The sequence below is a fragment of the Bradyrhizobium sp. CCBAU 051011 genome, from assembly GCF_009930815.1.
In the GTDB taxonomy this organism is placed as follows: Bacteria; Pseudomonadota; Alphaproteobacteria; order Rhizobiales; family Xanthobacteraceae; genus Bradyrhizobium.
In genome coordinates this window covers 4,082,468-4,097,584 of record NZ_CP022222.1, presented here as the reverse complement: position 1 = coordinate 4,097,584, position 15,117 = coordinate 4,082,468, and the positions used below count along the sequence as shown (strand labels likewise).

Below are 15,117 nucleotides of genomic sequence, written 5' to 3'. Positions count from 1 at the left end.
TCTACATGCCCTGGTAGTTGGGGCCGCCGCCGCCTTCCGGCGGAACCCAGGTGATATTGCCGTTCGGGTCTTTCACGTCGCAGGTTTTGCAGTGGACGCAGTTCTGGGCGTTGATCTGGAAGCGCGGACCGGAGGTCTCCTCGACCCATTCATAGACGCCGGCCGGGCAATAGCGGTTCGACGGACCGGCATAGACGTCGTGCTCCGACGTCTTCTGCAGGCTCATGTCGGCGACCTTGAGATGAACCGGCTGGTCCTCTTCGTGGTTGGTGTTGGAAAGGAACACCGAGGACAGTTTGTCGAAGGTCAGCTTGCCATCCGGCTTCGGGTAGGCGATCGGGGTGTGCGCCTTCGCCGCATCCAGCGTCTTGCGGTCGGGCTTGGCGTGCGACTGGGTTCCGAACAGTGAGAAGCCCAGCGTGTTGCACCACATGTCGAAGCCGCCGAGCGCCACGCCGATGATGGTGCCAAACTTCGACCACAGCGGCTTGACGTTGCGTACCCGGTGCAAATCCTTGCCGACGGCGGAATCACGCCAAGCGTTTTCGTAACTGACCAGTTCGTCATTGGCGCGGCCCGCGCCGAGCGCTTCCGCGACATGTTCGGCCGCGAGCATGCCGCTGCCCATCGCGTTGTGCACGCCCTTGATGCGCGGCACATTCACAAAACCCGCCGCGCAGCCGATCAGCGCGCCGCCCGGGAAACTCAGGCGCGGCACCGACTGATAGCCGCCCTCGGTGATGGCGCGCGCGCCATAGGAGATGCGCTTACCGCCTTCGAACACGGTGCGAATGGCGGGATGCGTCTTGAAGCGCTGGAATTCGTCGAACGGCGACAGATACGGATCGTCGTAATTGAGATGCACGACGAAACCTACCGCCACCTTGTTGTCGTCGTAATGGTAGAGGAACGAGCCGCCGCCGGTCTTGTTGTTCAGCGGCCAGCCGAACGAATGCTGGATCAGGCCCTTGTGGTGTTTGGCGGGATCGATCTCCCAGACTTCCTTGAGCCCGATGCCGAATTTCGACGGCTCGCTGTTGGCATCGAGCGAGTATTTCGCGATCAATTGCTTGCTCAGGCTGCCGCGCGCGCCTTCAGCGAACAGCGTGTACTTGCCGAGCAGCTCCATGCCGCGCGTGAAAGAATCCTTGAGGCTGCCATCCCTGGCGATGCCCATGTCGCCGGTCGCGATACCCCGCACCGCGCCCTTGTCGTCATAAAGTACCTCGGCGGCAGCAAAGCCCGGATAGATTTCGACGCCGAGCGCCTCCGCCTTCGGCCCCAGCCAGCGGCAGACATCGCCGAGCGAGCCGATATAGCAGTGATGATTGTCCATCAGCGGCGGCATCGCGAAGTTCGGCAGCCGGATCGCGCTGGTCGCGGTGGTCCAGTAGAAGCGGTCGTCCTTGACCTGCGTCTTCAGCGGACAATCGGCGTCCTCACGCCAATCCGGGATCAGTTTGTCGAGCGACACCGGATCGATCACCGCGCCCGACAGGATGTGCGCGCCAACCTCGGAACCCTTCTCCACCACCACGATGCTGAGGTCCGCATTGAGCTGCTTCAGCCGGATCGCCGCGGCGAGGCCGGACGGCCCGGCACCGACGATCACGACGTCGAATTCCATGGATTCGCGGGGAGGGAGTTCTTCTGCGCTCATGATCTGATCTCAGCCCAATTGAGAACGGCTCTAAGGCGTCCTTGTTTACGATTTTTGGAGGGAGGACAACCATGGAAATGCAATGTGAGGCGGTTTCCCATCCGCCCGATCCATCCTAGATTGGCATAATGGATTTCATCCCCGAACCTGCACCTAATGTCAGGCAATTGCTGGCCTTTTATCTGGAGGCCGGGGTCGATTGCACGCTGGCGGAGGATCCGGTCGACCGCCTTGCCGAAGCGGATGCGCCCGCCCCCGCGGTCGTGGCGCGTGAGACTGCGCCACCTCCTCCGGTCCGGGAAATGCCGGCGGCGATGCCGGCTGTTCCGCGCAGCGAAATCGCGCCCGCTCCGGAAGTCGCGATTGCTTCCGCCCGCGAAGCGGCACGAAGCGCGCCGACGCTGGAAGCGCTGCGCGCGCTCCTGGAAAAATTCGAAGGCTGCGCGCTGAGGAACACCGCGACGCGGCTGGTATTTGCCGACGGCAATCCCAAGGCGCGGATCATGTTCGTCGGCGAGGCGCCCGGGCGCGACGAGGACATCGAGGGCCTGCCCTTCGTCGGCCGCTCGGGAAAATTGCTCGACCGGATGATCGCGGCGATCGGTCTCGACCGCAGCAAGGCCTACATCGCCAACGTGATCCCCTGGCGGCCGCCGGGCAACCGAACGCCGACGCCGCAGGAAACCCAAATCTGCCTGCCCTTCGTCCAGCGGCAGATCGAGCTGGTGAATCCCGACGTGCTGGTGACGCTCGGCAATCCCTCGACGCAGACGCTGCTGTCGACCCGCGAGGGCATCATGAGAACCCGCGGAAAATGGTTCGATTACGACACCGGCACCCGCACCATCCGCGCCATGGCGACGTTCCACCCGGCGTATCTGCTGCGTTCGCCGTCCTACAAGCGAATGTCGTGGCAGGACCTGCGCGCGATCGCGAAGGTGTTGGAGGCTTCGTAGCTTCGTAGCTTCGTAGGGTAGGCAAAGGCGCGAACGCGCCGTGCCCCCGCTCCCATCGGTGCCGTGATGGTGGGCACGCTTCGCTGTGCCCACCCTTGTCACCGCAGAGACGCTACGGCGTCTTCGGCCGCACGATCGCCCAGCCGACCCGCAGCAAGGGCTGACGACCGTTCACCATCCACTCGAAGACGCGCGGCACTTCGGGCACCAGGCCGGGAAAGCGTTGGGCGATATCGGGCGGCGGCGCGCCTGAGGTGTCGGAAGCGCGCCAGACCACGACGCCGCCGGTTTCGTTGAATTTCGCAACCGACAGCCACGGGGTTTTTTCCGGCGTGGCATCGAGCAACAGATGCGGACGTCCGCGGTTCATGGCGATGAAGCTCGCCAGTTGCGGATCGCCGGCCACCGCGCGCAGCCGCTGGTTGGTTCGACGCTCAAAGTTGTCGCCGAAGAAACTCGCGATCGCCTTCGCCGGCAGCGCGGTCGGCACTTCGTTGTCCCCGGTCCAGGGCAGGAACAGGCTCGTCGCAATCGTCGCCACGGCCGGTGCGATAACGGCCGCTGCCCATACCGTTCGCAACAGGCGCTGGCGCCGCAGATGAAGCAGATCGCCGGTCGCCACGATCACGGCCAGCCCCGACATCAACAGGGCGACGCCGGCCCCGCCCACCACATGATCGAGGTTGAAGATACCCGCAATCAGGCTTCCAAGCAGCGCGGGCGCCAATGCGAAGAAATAGACGAAGTCGCGCGCCAGCGGATCGACCGGCGGCCGGTAGATGATTGGCGCATCCTCGGCGTGACGGGCGAACCAGCCGGAGTTGAGGAGCGCCAGCATCACGATGGCGGACATCGCCAGCACCAGGCCGACGAGCAGCCAGCCCCATTGCATCGCGCGCGCGCCAAGGTCGGAGAACGCCGGCCATGGCGGCATCGCGAGCGCATCGGCGCGGATCAGCCAGATCAGATAGGGCAAGACCAGGACGGCGATCACGAGCAGCGCATAGAGTGGATCGAGCGACATCAAGACGCGCCGCCTCCGCTCCGTGGCCACGGCAAATCCGGCGAGCAGCAGCAACAATCCGAGCGCCGCCGGCGTCGTCAGCAGCAACAGCCCGGCCTCGATCGACCAGGCGAACCAGGCGTTGCGCCGGTTCTGGCCGATCAATTGCCAGGAATGGAGGAGCAGCAGCGCCCATAGCGGACGCGCCAGCACCATGGGTCCGAATTCGACGCCGGGCGAGCTGAAGGCCACGACCGTCATCGACAGCAGCACCGCGAGCACCGCCTGCTGCCCGCCGACAATCGCGCGCGCCAGTTGATAGTAGATCCAGAAAGTGACGACCGCGCAGACCTGCGCCAGGAGATAGACGCCGAACATGCTGTTGCCGGCGGCGCGAAAGGCGATGTCGGCGAGCCAGAACGCCAGCGGCGGACCGAGCGAGGTTCCGACCTGATATTCCCGGCCGAAGGCCAGCACAGTCGCGAGGTCGCCCGGCGGGCTGCGATAGAGCAGCATCGGCAGGAACAACCAGAGTCCGGCCTGGACCAGCACCACGAGCAAGACCACCAGCCGCGGCCGGGCGCGGATCAGTTCGACAACGAGCGAGGTGAAACGCATGAAACGTCCGAATGCCCGGGCCTGGCGGCCCTGTCCCCCAAGACATTTGATAGAGCGCAGGACGCGCCGAAGCAACCGATCTTAGATCGTGATGGAGATATCGGAAGCGATCTCCCCATCCACCGTGAAAAGATCGGGCTCGACTTCGACCGTCTCCGGAAAATGCTTCTGCCGCGCGGCAATGACCGGGGCGAAAAAGCGGCGGTGATGGATGCTCGGACCGAGCCGGTCCAGCGCCTCGCGATGCTCCGGCACGGCGTAGCCCTTGTGGGTCTCGAAGCCGTAGCCCGGGCAATCCAGCGCCAAGGCGCTCATCAGGCGGTCGCGCGTCACCTTGGCGATGATCGAGGCGGCTGCGATCGACATCACGATGCCGTCGCCGCCGATCACGGCGTCACAGTCGCAGGGCGCATCGATCTTGTCGCGGCCATCGACGAATACGTGCTTCGGCAGTTCCGGCAACGCGCGCACGGAGCGCGCCAGCGCCCAGAGCGAGGCGCGCAGGATATTGTCGCGATCGATCCGCGCCGGCGAAGCGAAGGCAACCGCGAAGGACGAGGTCGCGCAGATCTCCTCGAACAGCTCCTCGCGGCGCTCCGCCGTCAGCCGCTTGGAATCGTCGATGCCTTTGGGGATTCGCTTGGGATCGAGGATGACGGCGGCGGCCACCACCGGGCCCGCCAGCGGCCCGCGTCCGGCCTCGTCGCAGCCGGCGACCGGCCAGACCCCGCGCTTGATCAGTGCCCGCTCCCGGCGAAAGCTCGGCGGCGCGACCGCGATCACGCCCTTGGGGAGCTCGGCCTGTTCCTTGCCGGCTTTCTTGTCAGTTTTCTTGGCGGACTTGTCCCGAATCATGGCCGGGATCCTGCGAAAGCGTGCGCCCGCGCGCAACCGGGAACCGTGCACAATACCCGTTATTCAGCGCGCCGCCGCCGCCATTCCCCAACCTCAATCACATAAACGCTCCGGCTTCCGCGCTTGGGGTCGGCTATCGTCTCCAGATAGCACATTCCGAGCTTCTGGAGCGCGTGAATGGACGGTGCATTTCGCGGATCGACAAGCCCGAGCAATCTGCCGCATTTGAGTTGCTCGAACCCGAAAGCGAGCTGCGCCTCGCCGATTTCGGTGGCTATCCCCCTCCCCCACGCCCGGCGCGCAAGGACAAACCCGATCTCAAAATCGTCGGCTCCCAGCGCGTCACATGGCGACAAGCCGGCAAAGCCGATAACTTCGAGGGTGGGCTTTTCGGTCAGAACCGCAATCCCCGTGAGGCTTCCGCCGAAGGTGAATGATCTCCGGATGAAGTCTTCGGCGGCGTCCTCTGCCATCGGCGCTCCGGAAAATGCAAAGCGCATCACGTCGCTGTCGCCAAGGATAAGATTCTGCAGAATCGATATATCCTCGTCGGCCGCAGCGCGCAGAACGAGACGCGGCGTCGTCAAAATGACGAGCGGCTGCTTCTCCGATGCTGGCGTGGGCTTCCGGTCCATCGAGCCGCAATACGGCAATTCGCCGCCAGAGAGAAGCGGCGCCGCCATAACACCACCGGTTTAATCAGGCAGATGAACCCGCCGGTCGTCGCCGACCTCGATGCCGGGCGCGACCACGACTTCCCAGGCGTGGTTGTCGGGGTCGCCGAAATAGCCGGAGTAACCGCCATATTCGGTCTTGTGCGCAGGCTTCAATAGCGATGCGCCGCAGGCAATTGCGAAATCCAGCGCTGCGTCGACCTCCTCGGCGGAGCCGCAATTCCAGGCGAGCGTCGTTCCGCGAAAGGTTTTCGACCGCGGCTGGTCCGGCAGCGTGGCGTCGCGCGCCAGTTGATCCCACGGGAAAAGCGCGATGACAGTGCCGCCGGTGTCGAAGAAAGCGACCGCCTCGCCGGTTTCGCTCATTTTTCGGGCAAAGCCGAGCGCTTCATAAAAGGCGATGCTGGCGCGCATGTCCGTTACGCCGAGCGTGATGACTGTGAACCGGGGGACGGGTTTCGGGGATTTTCCGCTCATCTTACTCTCCAACGTCATTGCCTGCGACAAACGCGAAGCGTTTGCGCAAGGCGTAAGCGACGAAGCAATCCATTGTTCCATGGCGAGGATTGCTTCCGCCTTCACTCTTCGAGCTACGGCGGACAAGTCACTTGCGCTCGCAAGGCCGGTTCTCAGAACAAACTCAGTTGCTGCCCGCTGCGCTTCGGTTTGACGAAATGATCGGTCGTCAGTTTGGAGCGCCGCTTGTTGAGGCCGAGCTTCTCGCAGGCGATTTCGAAGCGGCGTCCGATCATCCAGGCCATCGGGCCTGTTCCCTTCATCCGCGTTCCCCATTGCGAATCGTAATCGCGCCCGCCGCGCATGTCGCGGATCAGGGTGAAGACGTGGCGGTAGCGGTCGGGATAGTTCGCCATCAGCCATTCGCGAAACAGGTCGCGCACCTCCAGCGGCAGCCGCAGCAGCACGTAGCTTGCTTCCTTGACGCTGGCATGGGCCGCGGCATCGAGAATGCGCTCGATCTCGGAATCGTTCAGCGCGGGGATGACGGGAGCGACCATCACGGTCGCGGGGATTCCGGCCTCCGACAATTGCCGCAGCGCCTCCAGCCGCTTCGGCGGCGTTGAGGCGCGCGGCTCCATGGTGCGGGCGAGCTTGGGATCGAGCGTGGTCACTGAAATCGCGACCTTGGCCAGGTTGCGCTTTGCCATCCGCTGCAGAATGTCGATGTCGCGCGTTACCAGCGCCGATTTGGTGACGATGCCGACGGGATGGCCGGCGCGATCCAGCACTTCGAGAATGCCGCGCATGATTTTGTGCTCGCGCTCGATCGGCTGATACGGATCGGTATTGGTGCCGATCGCGATCATGCGCGGCTCGTAGCCTGATGCGGCCAACTCCTTTTCGAGCAGCTCCGGCGCGTCGGGCTTGGCGAGCAGTTTGGATTCGAAATCGAGCCCGGGCGAAAGGCCGAGAAAGGCGTGGGTCGGCCGCGCGAAGCAATAGACACAGCCATGCTCACAGCCGCGATAGGGATTGATCGAGCGATCGAAGCCGATGTCGGGCGAGTCGTTGCGGGTAATGACCTTGCGCGAGGTATCGATCGACACCGTCGTCTTGAATGGCGGCAGATCGTCGAGGCTCTGCCAGCCATCGTCGAAGGCAACCCGCGCCTCGGCCTCAAATCGGCCGCTCTGGTTCGACTGCGCGCCGCGGCCGCGCCGCCGCTGGCGTTCGATGCCGACCGCAAGCTCAGAAAAAGGTGTCGCACCCGCCGGCTCGGAGGGCGGCGTGACCGGCGGGTGCTTGAGGGCATGAGAGGATGCTCGGCTCATAAAGCGAACATAGCACGAGATAAGAACAAATCAAGAACATCATCGACAACAATTCGCAGTGATGCCCGTGTGCCGGAAAGGACACTAGCGCCGCATGCCTTAAAAAACTGCACGCAAACGGCTGTTTTGATTGTGACAAGGTGATAACAGTGCGGCGTTTTTCACCGTTTGAGCCAGCGAAGCCTCATCCCATGTTGAGCGTGATCGTTCCGACCGAAGGAATAGAACAGCCGGCCGTCGCAACGCTGGCGGCGCTGGTGCCGGGCGCCGCGGCCGGCGTCATCAGCGAGGTGCTGCTGGTCGACGGGGCCGGCAATGGCGTGATCGAGCGGGTGGCCGACGTAGCCGGCTGCCGCTTTCTGAAGTTCGAGGGAACACGCGCCGCGGCGCTGGCCGCCGGCGCCCGCGCGGCGCGCTCGCCATGGCTGATGTTCCTGCACGCCGGCGCGGTGCTCGACAGCGGCTGGATCGACGAGACCACACAGTTCATCCAGACCGTATCGGGCAGCGGCCGACCGCGCGCCGGGGTCTTTCGCTATGCCCGCTCGCCCTATTCGGACGCGCGGCTGCGCGACGGCTTCAAATTCGTCGCCCGCATGATTGCCGGCCCGTCGGCAGAACAGGGGCTCCTGATCGCGCGCGATCATTACGAGCGGCTTGGCGGCTACCGGCCGGATTCCCGCCGCTCCGAGACAAGGCTGTTGCGCCAGCTCGGCCGCTCGGCACGCACCCAGTTGCGCAGCCGGATCATGGTCGTCGCCTGACGGCCTGAGTCAGACGGCCTGAGTCGATCGACCTGCAACAAAAAGGGGCCCAAGCGACGCCGCAACGGGCTTGCAATTTACTTGATTCCGTCAAATAATAATTTGATGAAATCAAATAACGCCCTGGACGGCCAGATCGACGCTATCCGCGGATTCAGCCGCTTCTATACCCGAAAGCTCGGAATCATCGAGCCGAAGCTCCTGCACAGCGCCTTCACGCTGCAGGAAGCGCGCGTCATTTACGAGATCGCGCATCGCCCGACCTGCACCGCCACCGACCTCGCCCGCGACCTCGGCCTCGATCCCGGCTTCCTGAGCCGGACCTTGCAGGCGCTGCAACGCCGCCAGATCCTGACGCGAAAGCCGTCAAAGGACGATGGCCGCATCAACGAGCTCTCGCTGACCGCCAAAGGCCGTGCCACCTCTGTCGAGCTTGAGCGCCGCGCGCGCGAGGAGGTCGGAAGCCTGCTCGTCTCGCTCGAAGACAGTCAGCGCGCCGCCGTCGTGCAGGCGATGACGACGATCGAGCAGGCGCTGGAACGGCCTACGGAGAAGAAGCCGGCCGCTTTTCTCTTGCGCAGCCACCGTCCCGGCGACATCGGCTGGGTGATCTCGAGCCAGGCAAAAGCCTATGCCGCGGAGTATGGCTGGGACATCAGCTACGAGGCATTGGTCGCCGAGATCTGCGCGGAGTTCATCAAGAACTATGACGCCTCGCGCGAGCATTGCTGGATTGCGGAAGCAGGCGGCGAGCCGCTCGGCTCGATCTTTCTGGTGAAGGGGAGTGACGACGTCGCAAAGCTGCGGCTGTTGCTGGTGGAGAAAAAAGCGCGCGGGCTCGGCGTCGGCCACGCACTCGTCGAGCAATGCATCCGCGCGGCGCGTGAGAAAGGCTACAAGAAAATGACGCTCTGGACCCAGAGCATCCTCGTCGCCGCCCGCAAGATCTATCAGGAAGCCGGCTTCAAGCTGGTCGCCACCGAGCCACACCGCAGTTTCGGCCAAAGCCTGATCGGCGAAACCTGGGAAATGGAACTGTGAAGCCCGGGCGTCGCGACAGTACGCGGCGCATCACGCCAGAACTCCTCGACTTCCATATCGGGCGCGCGCATCAATTGCGCATTGAGGCCTGGCGCAACATGTGGCGTGGGCTGTGGACGCTGCTGGTCAGGCTGAAGCGCCTTGTGCTTTAGGCCGCCGCAGGTGCTCGTCCAGCCGTGGCATGATCTCGACGAAATTGCAGGGGCGTGTGCGGTAGTCGAGCTGGGCGGCGAGAATACCGTCCCAGGCGTCGCGGCAGGCGCCCGGCGATCCCGGCAGGCAGAAGATAAAGGTCGCGCCCGCTACGCCCGCGGTGGCGCGGCTTTGCACTGTCGAGGTTCCGATCTTGGCGTGGCTCAGCATGTGGAAGGCGATGGAAAAACCATCCATCCGCTTTTCGAACAGCGGCTCGATCGCTTCCGGTGTTACATCGCGGCCGGTGAAGCCGGTGCCGCCGGTGGTGATGATCGCATCGATGCCTTCGTCGGCGATCCACCGCTTGACGATGAAGCGGATCGCATCGACGTCGTCGACGATGATCTCGCGCGCGGCCAGACGATGGCCCGCCGCCGTTAACCTATCCGCCAGCGTGGCGCCGGATTTGTCGTCGGCCAGCGAACGGGTATCCGAGACCGTCAGCACCGCGATGTTGAGCGGCACGAATTGTTTTGTTTCGTCGAGGGACATGACTTTACTTTTGTTCTCGTCATGCCCGGGCTTGTCCCGGGCATCCACGCCTTCAATCTCCAGGAAGTATCGACGTGGATGGCCGGGACGTCTGCGCGAAGGCGCGCTTCGCGCTCTTGCCCGGCCATGACGGCAAAATACTTCCTGGCTTCAACTCACAACGCTCCTGCGGCAAACGTGTTGCAGGCCTGCACCGTGCCCTGCTGGTAGCCGGTCATGAACCATTGCTTTCGCTGCGCCGCGGAGCCGTGAGTGAAGCTGTCCGGCACCACCCTGCCCGTCGACTGCCGCTGCAGCGTGTCGTCGCCAATCGCCGTCGCCGTCCTCAGTGCTGCATCGATGTCGCCGGGTTCGATGAAGCCCGGACGTTTCTTCTCCTCGCGGTTGACCCAGACGCCCGAAAGACAATCCGCCTGCAGCTCGACCTTGACCTGCAGCGCGTTGGCTTCCGCCTTGCTGCCGGCCTGCTGTTGCAGCCGCTGCACGCGCGGCAGGATGCCGAGCAGGTTCTGGATGTGATGCCCCGCTTCATGCGCGATGATATAGGCCGTCGTGAATTTGCAGGCACTGCCCGAACAGCCGCGAAACCGCGTTTCGACTTCGCGGAAGAAAGAGGTGTCGAGGAATATCTGCTTGTCCGGCGGGCAGTAGAACGGCCCCATCGCGGACTGCGCCATGCCGCAGCGGCCGCCATTGGTGGCGTTGCGGAACAGCACGATGCGCGGCCCAGTGTAATTTTGGCCGCTGGACTGGAAGATCTCGCTCCAGCGATCGTCGATCTCGCCGAGGATGCCGGCGATCATGCTGCCGACTTCGTCCTTCGGCGCGCCGGTCTTGGCCGGGCCCGAGCGGCGATCGGTCTGATAGGTCGGCGCCTGGTTGCCACCAGTCAGGATTTCGGCGCCGCCGATCAGGATGCGCGGATCGATGCCGAAGGCATAGCCGACGAGGCCGAGCACGATGATGGTGCCGATGCCAAGCCCGCCGCCACCCATCGGCAGGCCGAAACCGCCGCCGCCACCCATTCCGCCGCCGCCGTCGTCGCGACGGTCGTCGATACTGTCGCTGCGGCGGAAATCATCGTAACGCATGGCGCTGTTTCCTCATCCCCGGCTGTTGGCCCGAATTATCCAACGCGGCAATCACGTAAAATTTCCATTCCATTAATCAATAGCCCGCCCGGCAAAAATTGCCTAGTGCGCAAGCGGCCGCAATCTCTGCTGGCAATGTTGCCGATGAACTCTCTTCGCATTCTGCGTCGATAACATTCTTGGTTAAGTCGATTTTTACTTTGGCGGGTCAATGTATCGCCAGTCGGTTGTTTAGTCCCGCGTCGCCGACAGCGTCGCCTGAGTCAGAGTAATTGAGTCATGGTTGTGTCGCGTCGCGGGGCGTCTGCAAGGGCGCCCCGCACTAAATTTGAGTCTGATTCCAGCGTGCGTATCGTCGTCGGCGATTGCGTCGCCGAGATGTCGAAGCTACCGGCCGGTTCGGTCGATCTGGTGTTCGCAGACCCTCCATATAACCTGCAGCTCAAGGGCGATCTCAAGCGCCCTGACGAATCCCATGTCGATGCCGTCAACAACGACTGGGACAAGTTTTCATCGTTCGCTGCGTACGACGATTTCACCCGCGCCTGGCTGCTTGCCTGCCGCCGCGTCATGAAACCGTCGGCCACGCTATGGGTGATCGGATCCTATCACAACATCTTCCGCGTCGGCGCGATCATGCAGGACCTCGGCTTCTGGGTCCTCAACGATATTGTGTGGCGCAAGACCAATCCAATGCCGAATTTCCGCGGCCGCCGCTTCACCAATGCGCATGAAACCATGATCTGGGCGGCGCGCGACGAGAAGGCCAAGGGCTATACGTTCAATTACGAAGCCCTGAAGGCCGCCAACGAGGACGTGCAGGCGCGTTCCGACTGGCTGATCCCGCTTTGCACCGGTGACGAGCGCCTCAAGGGCGCTGACGGCAAGAAGGTTCACCCGACCCAGAAGCCGGAAGGGCTGCTGGCGCGCGTGCTGCTGTCGTCGTCAAAGCCCGGCGACCTCGTGATCGATCCCTTCAACGGCACCGGCACGACGGGCGCCGTGGCAAAACGTCTCGGCCGCCGCTACATCGGCTTCGAGCGCGACAAGACCTATGCGGCTGCGGCGGAAGCGCGCATCTCCGCGGTTGAGCCGCTGCCCGAGGCGACGCTGGCACCGTTCATGACCGCGCGCGACGCTCCACGCGTGGCATTCTCCGAACTGATCGAGCGCGGCATGATCCCGCCCGGCACGAAACTGGTCGATTCCAAAAAACGTCATGGCGCGCTGGTCCGCGCCGACGGCGCCATCATGCTCGGCGATAAGGTCGGCTCGATCCACCGCATCGGCGCGGTGGCGCAAGGCTCCGGCGCCTGCAACGGCTGGACCTTCTGGCATGTCGAGACCAAGCACGGCCTCAAGCTGATCGACGAGCTGCGCGCCGAAATCCGCTCGGAAATGGCGGCGGGTTAAGAAGCAGCTTACCTCAGCACGAGAAGTCCGGACTGCGCGGGCTTTCTGGCCGCCGCAACGCACGACAGCGTGCGTATGCGGCATGGCAGCCGTGTCAGGCGCGCGGGTTGTCGTGCGACTTTTGGTCCATATCTCAGCGAATACTTGCTACATTCATTATCCCATATGAGACTAGTGCCATGCGCACCCGAGGCTCCGAGTCCTTCATTGTGCTGCCACTGCTGCCGATCTTCCTGATCGGCATATTTCCGATGCTGCTGTTGAGTCTGCTGGGCCCCGCCGGACTGATCATCCTCGGCATCCTGGTCGCCTGCGCAGGGCTGACCGACATTCTCGATGCCAGCGGCACCTTCAGCGAGCAGATCATCGTCCACGGCTACGCGAAAGGATCGGAACGTGCGGGACAGCGCACGGCGCTGCGTACGGAAATGCGTTTCGCATCCGTCATGATCGCTGCCGGTGCGGGCCTGGCGGTCGCCGGCATCGGCGGTCTGGCCCTGTCGTAAGCGCCTCCCGGACCGGTCACAAACTCGTCCCTTGTGCATCCGGCAAAAATTTGAGCATGGACGTGGCACCCGGTGGCAATGCCGCCGCGTGCCGCAACAGTTTCCTTGCAAGAAAGCAATGGGGAGAATTCCAAAATGCTCAAATTCTACTTCAACGGATCGCCCAACCCGACCAAGGTCGCCCTCTTCCTCGAGGAAGCCGGCATCGCCTACGAGCCGGTCGCGGTCGATACCCGCAAGGGCGACCAGTTCAAGCCGGAATATCTCGCCATCAATCCGAACGCCAAGGTGCCCGCGATCGACGATGACGGCGTCACCGTGTTCGACAGCAACGCCATCCTGCTCTATCTCGCCGAAAAGACCGGCAAGTTTCTCCCGGCGAACACGCCGCAAAATCGCGCGCAGATGCTGTCCTGGCTGATGTTCGTGGCGACCGGCATCGGGCCATATTCGGGACAGGCGGTGCACTTCAAACATTTCGCGCCGAAGGACCAGAACCACGACTATTCCAATAACCGCTATCAGTTCGAGGCGCAGCGCCACTACGCCGTCCTCAACGATCATCTCGCCGGCCGCAAATATATGGTGGGCGACACCTACACCATCGTCGACATGGCGCTGTGGGGCTGGGCGCGGATGGCCGCGTTCGTGATGAGCGAGGACGTCGCCGCCAAATATCCCAACGTCAAGCGGCTGGTCGACGAGATCTCGGCCCGTCCCGCGGCCGCCAAGGCGATCGCGCTGAAGGATAACTTCAAGTTCAAAGCCGAGATGGACGACGAAGCCCGCAGCAACATGTTCAAGCACATGTCGGTGAAGGCCGCCTGACCAACATTCCGCAGTTCTCGTCATGGCCGGGCTTGTCCCGGCCATCCACGCCTTAACGCTCCTCAGCACCTAACAAAGACGTGGATGCCCGGCACAAGGCCGGGCATGACGTTTCCATCAGCGCGTCCCGCGACATCCCCGCTCCAAGACTGCCCTTTTCCTTAAACCGCGGCCGCCAACTTCAGTTCAGCGGGAAACGGCCCGAGCACGCGCTCGACCAGTGCGGAGTCGCAATATTCCTTGATCTCCTTGATCTTGCCGTTCTCGATGCGCCAGACCATGCAGTATTGGTTATCGTAGCGCTCTCCGCTCTTGGCCAAATTGTCGCCGCGCGCTTCGACGACGACGTAGTCGCCTTCCGCGATAAAGTTGAACGCGAGCGTGCGCGGGCGCCCGGAGGCGAGGAGCGAGCGCAAGTGACCCATCAGCCCATTGTTGATCGCCTCGCGGCCCTTGAATTCACCCGACCATGAATATTGGCCGGTGACGATCCAGGTCACATCCTCCGCTATGTTGTCGAGGAAGGTTGTCCCGCTCCGGTTGGCGGAATCGGCATAAACCTGTTGGACGAGTTTCTTGTTCGCTGCTGCGCTCATGGCGGCTTCTCCTTTGATAAGCACTCTGTTGATCAAGCTTTGGGAAACGGTCGGCCCACTTCGGGTTCGAGAGGCAGTCGCAAGGCATTCGCCACGTAGCCGACCGTCCGGTAGTAGCCGGCCATCACCAGCAGTTCGAGAATGGTCTCATCGTCGAACACGGGACGCAGCGCGCTCCATAGGTCGTCGCTGACGTCGCAACGCTCATGCAATTCGTCGGCAAGCCGGATCAGGAGGGCGTCAGCCGCATCCCAGCACGCGCTCGCGGCGTTGCCATGCACGGTGGCGCTGACTTGCGCCTCGGTCAGCCGCGCCTCCTCGGCAAAATAGTGCACGCGCATGCCCCATTCGTACTCGCAGCCGCACCGCGCCGTGACCCGCTGCAGGAAGACTTCCCGTTGCCTTAAGCTGACGTGCGAATCCCTGAGATAAGCAGGCGCGCCATTGATGAAGCGTTCGAGCAGCGTCGGATGACGTGCCAGCGTCGTGAACAGCCGGAACGGCGGCATCCAGGATCGCGGCAAGCGGTCGAAGATGGCCTGCACTCGTGCGCCGTAGGGTTCGGTGGCAGGCTTCAGGCGATCGGTCATGCAAGTCCAGCTTCGTTGTTTGCTGGATCAAATCTCGCGCATCCA

General features: G+C 63.3%; 16 protein-coding genes. 6 read left to right on the top strand and 10 right to left on the bottom strand.

Annotated elements, in window-relative coordinates; all coding sequences use genetic code 11:
- Position 1: 1 nt before the first annotated feature.
- Positions 2-1,660 (bottom strand): electron transfer flavoprotein-ubiquinone oxidoreductase, encoded by a 1,659-nt coding sequence (locus ACH79_RS19335; protein WP_161852419.1) that lies wholly within the window; start codon positions 1,658-1,660, stop codon positions 2-4.
- 128 nt (positions 1,661-1,788) lie between these two features.
- Between ACH79_RS19335 and ACH79_RS19330 the strand changes: the two genes are divergently transcribed.
- A complete protein-coding gene (locus ACH79_RS19330; RefSeq protein ID WP_161852418.1) occupies positions 1,789-2,616 on the top strand; it encodes a uracil-DNA glycosylase in 828 nt (275 codons plus the stop codon).
- Between the two features lie 112 nt (positions 2,617-2,728).
- Here the strand turns inward: ACH79_RS19330 and ACH79_RS19325 are convergent, their stop codons facing one another.
- From ACH79_RS19325 to ACH79_RS19305, 5 genes are all read right to left on the bottom strand, one after another.
- Positions 2,729-4,237, bottom strand: a complete 1,509-nt coding sequence (locus tag ACH79_RS19325; protein ID WP_161852417.1) for a glycosyltransferase family 39 protein — start codon at positions 4,235-4,237, stop codon at positions 2,729-2,731.
- A gap of 81 nt (positions 4,238-4,318) precedes the next feature.
- Complete coding sequence (locus ACH79_RS19320) at positions 4,319-5,092, bottom strand: ribonuclease HII (RefSeq protein ID WP_161852416.1); 774 nt, start codon at positions 5,090-5,092, stop codon at positions 4,319-4,321.
- Positions 5,093-5,151: 59 nt separating this feature from the next.
- Positions 5,152-5,727: a GNAT family N-acetyltransferase gene (locus ACH79_RS19315; RefSeq protein WP_161856446.1), complete on the bottom strand. Its 576-nt coding sequence runs from the start codon at positions 5,725-5,727 to the stop codon at positions 5,152-5,154.
- A gap of 60 nt (positions 5,728-5,787) precedes the next feature.
- The gene (locus ACH79_RS19310) at positions 5,788-6,243 is read right to left on the bottom strand and encodes a VOC family protein (RefSeq protein ID WP_161852415.1); all 456 of its coding nucleotides are present in this window, start codon (positions 6,241-6,243) and stop codon (positions 5,788-5,790) included.
- 152 nt (positions 6,244-6,395) lie between these two features.
- Positions 6,396-7,556: a PA0069 family radical SAM protein gene (locus ACH79_RS19305; protein ID WP_161852414.1), complete on the bottom strand. Its 1,161-nt coding sequence runs from the start codon at positions 7,554-7,556 to the stop codon at positions 6,396-6,398.
- 191 nt (positions 7,557-7,747) lie between these two features.
- On the opposite strand from ACH79_RS19305, the gene ACH79_RS19300 reads away from it, so the two are divergent.
- On the top strand, positions 7,748-8,320 hold the full coding sequence (locus ACH79_RS19300; RefSeq protein WP_161852413.1) for a glycosyl transferase: 573 nt from the start codon (positions 7,748-7,750) through the stop codon (positions 8,318-8,320).
- Positions 8,321-8,425: 105 nt separating this feature from the next.
- Positions 8,426-9,361 (top strand): helix-turn-helix domain-containing GNAT family N-acetyltransferase, encoded by a 936-nt coding sequence (locus ACH79_RS19295; RefSeq protein ID WP_161852412.1) that lies wholly within the window; start codon positions 8,426-8,428, stop codon positions 9,359-9,361.
- A 126-nt stretch (positions 9,362-9,487) separates the two neighbouring features.
- On the opposite strand, the gene moaB is transcribed toward ACH79_RS19295, so the two are convergent.
- Together moaB and ACH79_RS19285 are read right to left on the bottom strand one after the other, a co-directional pair.
- Positions 9,488-10,048, bottom strand: a complete 561-nt coding sequence (gene moaB / locus ACH79_RS19290; protein WP_161852411.1) for a molybdenum cofactor biosynthesis protein B — start codon at positions 10,046-10,048, stop codon at positions 9,488-9,490.
- Positions 10,049-10,203: 155 nt separating this feature from the next.
- The gene (locus tag ACH79_RS19285; RefSeq protein WP_161852410.1) at positions 10,204-11,139 is read right to left on the bottom strand and encodes a neutral zinc metallopeptidase; all 936 of its coding nucleotides are present in this window, start codon (positions 11,137-11,139) and stop codon (positions 10,204-10,206) included.
- A 279-nt stretch (positions 11,140-11,418) separates the two neighbouring features.
- Here ACH79_RS19285 and ACH79_RS19280 point away from each other — a divergent pair, with 279 nt between their 5' ends.
- The 3 genes from ACH79_RS19280 to ACH79_RS19270 all read left to right on the top strand — a co-directional run bounded on the left by ACH79_RS19280 (position 11,419) and on the right by ACH79_RS19270 (position 13,886).
- A complete protein-coding gene (locus tag ACH79_RS19280; RefSeq protein ID WP_161852409.1) occupies positions 11,419-12,552 on the top strand; it encodes a site-specific DNA-methyltransferase in 1,134 nt (377 codons plus the stop codon).
- A 179-nt stretch (positions 12,553-12,731) separates the two neighbouring features.
- Positions 12,732-13,058: a hypothetical protein gene (locus tag ACH79_RS19275; RefSeq protein ID WP_161852408.1), complete on the top strand. Its 327-nt coding sequence runs from the start codon at positions 12,732-12,734 to the stop codon at positions 13,056-13,058.
- 135 nt (positions 13,059-13,193) lie between these two features.
- The gene (locus ACH79_RS19270) at positions 13,194-13,886 is read left to right on the top strand and encodes a glutathione S-transferase family protein (protein ID WP_161852407.1); all 693 of its coding nucleotides are present in this window, start codon (positions 13,194-13,196) and stop codon (positions 13,884-13,886) included.
- A gap of 161 nt (positions 13,887-14,047) precedes the next feature.
- On the opposite strand, the gene ACH79_RS19265 is transcribed toward ACH79_RS19270, so the two are convergent.
- Positions 14,048-14,482 (bottom strand): nuclear transport factor 2 family protein, encoded by a 435-nt coding sequence (locus tag ACH79_RS19265; RefSeq protein WP_161852406.1) that lies wholly within the window; start codon positions 14,480-14,482, stop codon positions 14,048-14,050.
- Between the two features lie 32 nt (positions 14,483-14,514).
- Complete coding sequence (locus ACH79_RS19260; protein WP_161852405.1) at positions 14,515-15,072, bottom strand: carboxymuconolactone decarboxylase family protein; 558 nt, start codon at positions 15,070-15,072, stop codon at positions 14,515-14,517.
- Positions 15,073-15,117 lie beyond the last annotated feature (45 nt).

What these genes read in the sequence shown, in the direction of transcription:
- ACH79_RS19285 (WP_161852410.1), bottom strand. Translation starts at nt 11,139, where the DNA reads ATGCGTTACGATGATTTCCGCCGCAGCGACAGTATCGACGACCGTCGC.
- ACH79_RS19320 (WP_161852416.1), bottom strand. Translation starts at nt 5,092, where the DNA reads ATGATTCGGGACAAGTCCGCCAAGAAAACTGACAAGAAAGCCGGCAAG.
- ACH79_RS19310 (WP_161852415.1), bottom strand. Translation starts at nt 6,243, where the DNA reads ATGAGCGGAAAATCCCCGAAACCCGTCCCCCGGTTCACAGTCATCACG.
- ACH79_RS19265 (WP_161852406.1), bottom strand. Translation starts at nt 14,482, where the DNA reads ATGAGCGCAGCAGCGAACAAGAAACTCGTCCAACAGGTTTATGCCGAT.
- ACH79_RS19280 (WP_161852409.1), top strand. Translation starts at nt 11,419, where the DNA reads ATGGTTGTGTCGCGTCGCGGGGCGTCTGCAAGGGCGCCCCGCACTAAA.
- ACH79_RS19270 (WP_161852407.1), top strand. Translation starts at nt 13,194, where the DNA reads ATGCTCAAATTCTACTTCAACGGATCGCCCAACCCGACCAAGGTCGCC.
- ACH79_RS19300 (WP_161852413.1), top strand. Translation starts at nt 7,748, where the DNA reads ATGTTGAGCGTGATCGTTCCGACCGAAGGAATAGAACAGCCGGCCGTC.
- ACH79_RS19305 (WP_161852414.1), bottom strand. Translation starts at nt 7,556, where the DNA reads ATGAGCCGAGCATCCTCTCATGCCCTCAAGCACCCGCCGGTCACGCCG.
- ACH79_RS19295 (WP_161852412.1), top strand. Translation starts at nt 8,426, where the DNA reads ATGAAATCAAATAACGCCCTGGACGGCCAGATCGACGCTATCCGCGGA.
- moaB (WP_161852411.1), bottom strand. Translation starts at nt 10,048, where the DNA reads ATGTCCCTCGACGAAACAAAACAATTCGTGCCGCTCAACATCGCGGTG.
- ACH79_RS19315 (WP_161856446.1), bottom strand. Translation starts at nt 5,727, where the DNA reads ATGGACCGGAAGCCCACGCCAGCATCGGAGAAGCAGCCGCTCGTCATT.
- ACH79_RS19260 (WP_161852405.1), bottom strand. Translation starts at nt 15,072, where the DNA reads ATGACCGATCGCCTGAAGCCTGCCACCGAACCCTACGGCGCACGAGTG.
- ACH79_RS19335 (WP_161852419.1), bottom strand. Translation starts at nt 1,660, where the DNA reads ATGAGCGCAGAAGAACTCCCTCCCCGCGAATCCATGGAATTCGACGTC.
- ACH79_RS19275 (WP_161852408.1), top strand. Translation starts at nt 12,732, where the DNA reads ATGCGCACCCGAGGCTCCGAGTCCTTCATTGTGCTGCCACTGCTGCCG.
- ACH79_RS19330 (WP_161852418.1), top strand. Translation starts at nt 1,789, where the DNA reads ATGGATTTCATCCCCGAACCTGCACCTAATGTCAGGCAATTGCTGGCC.
- ACH79_RS19325 (WP_161852417.1), bottom strand. Translation starts at nt 4,237, where the DNA reads ATGCGTTTCACCTCGCTCGTTGTCGAACTGATCCGCGCCCGGCCGCGG.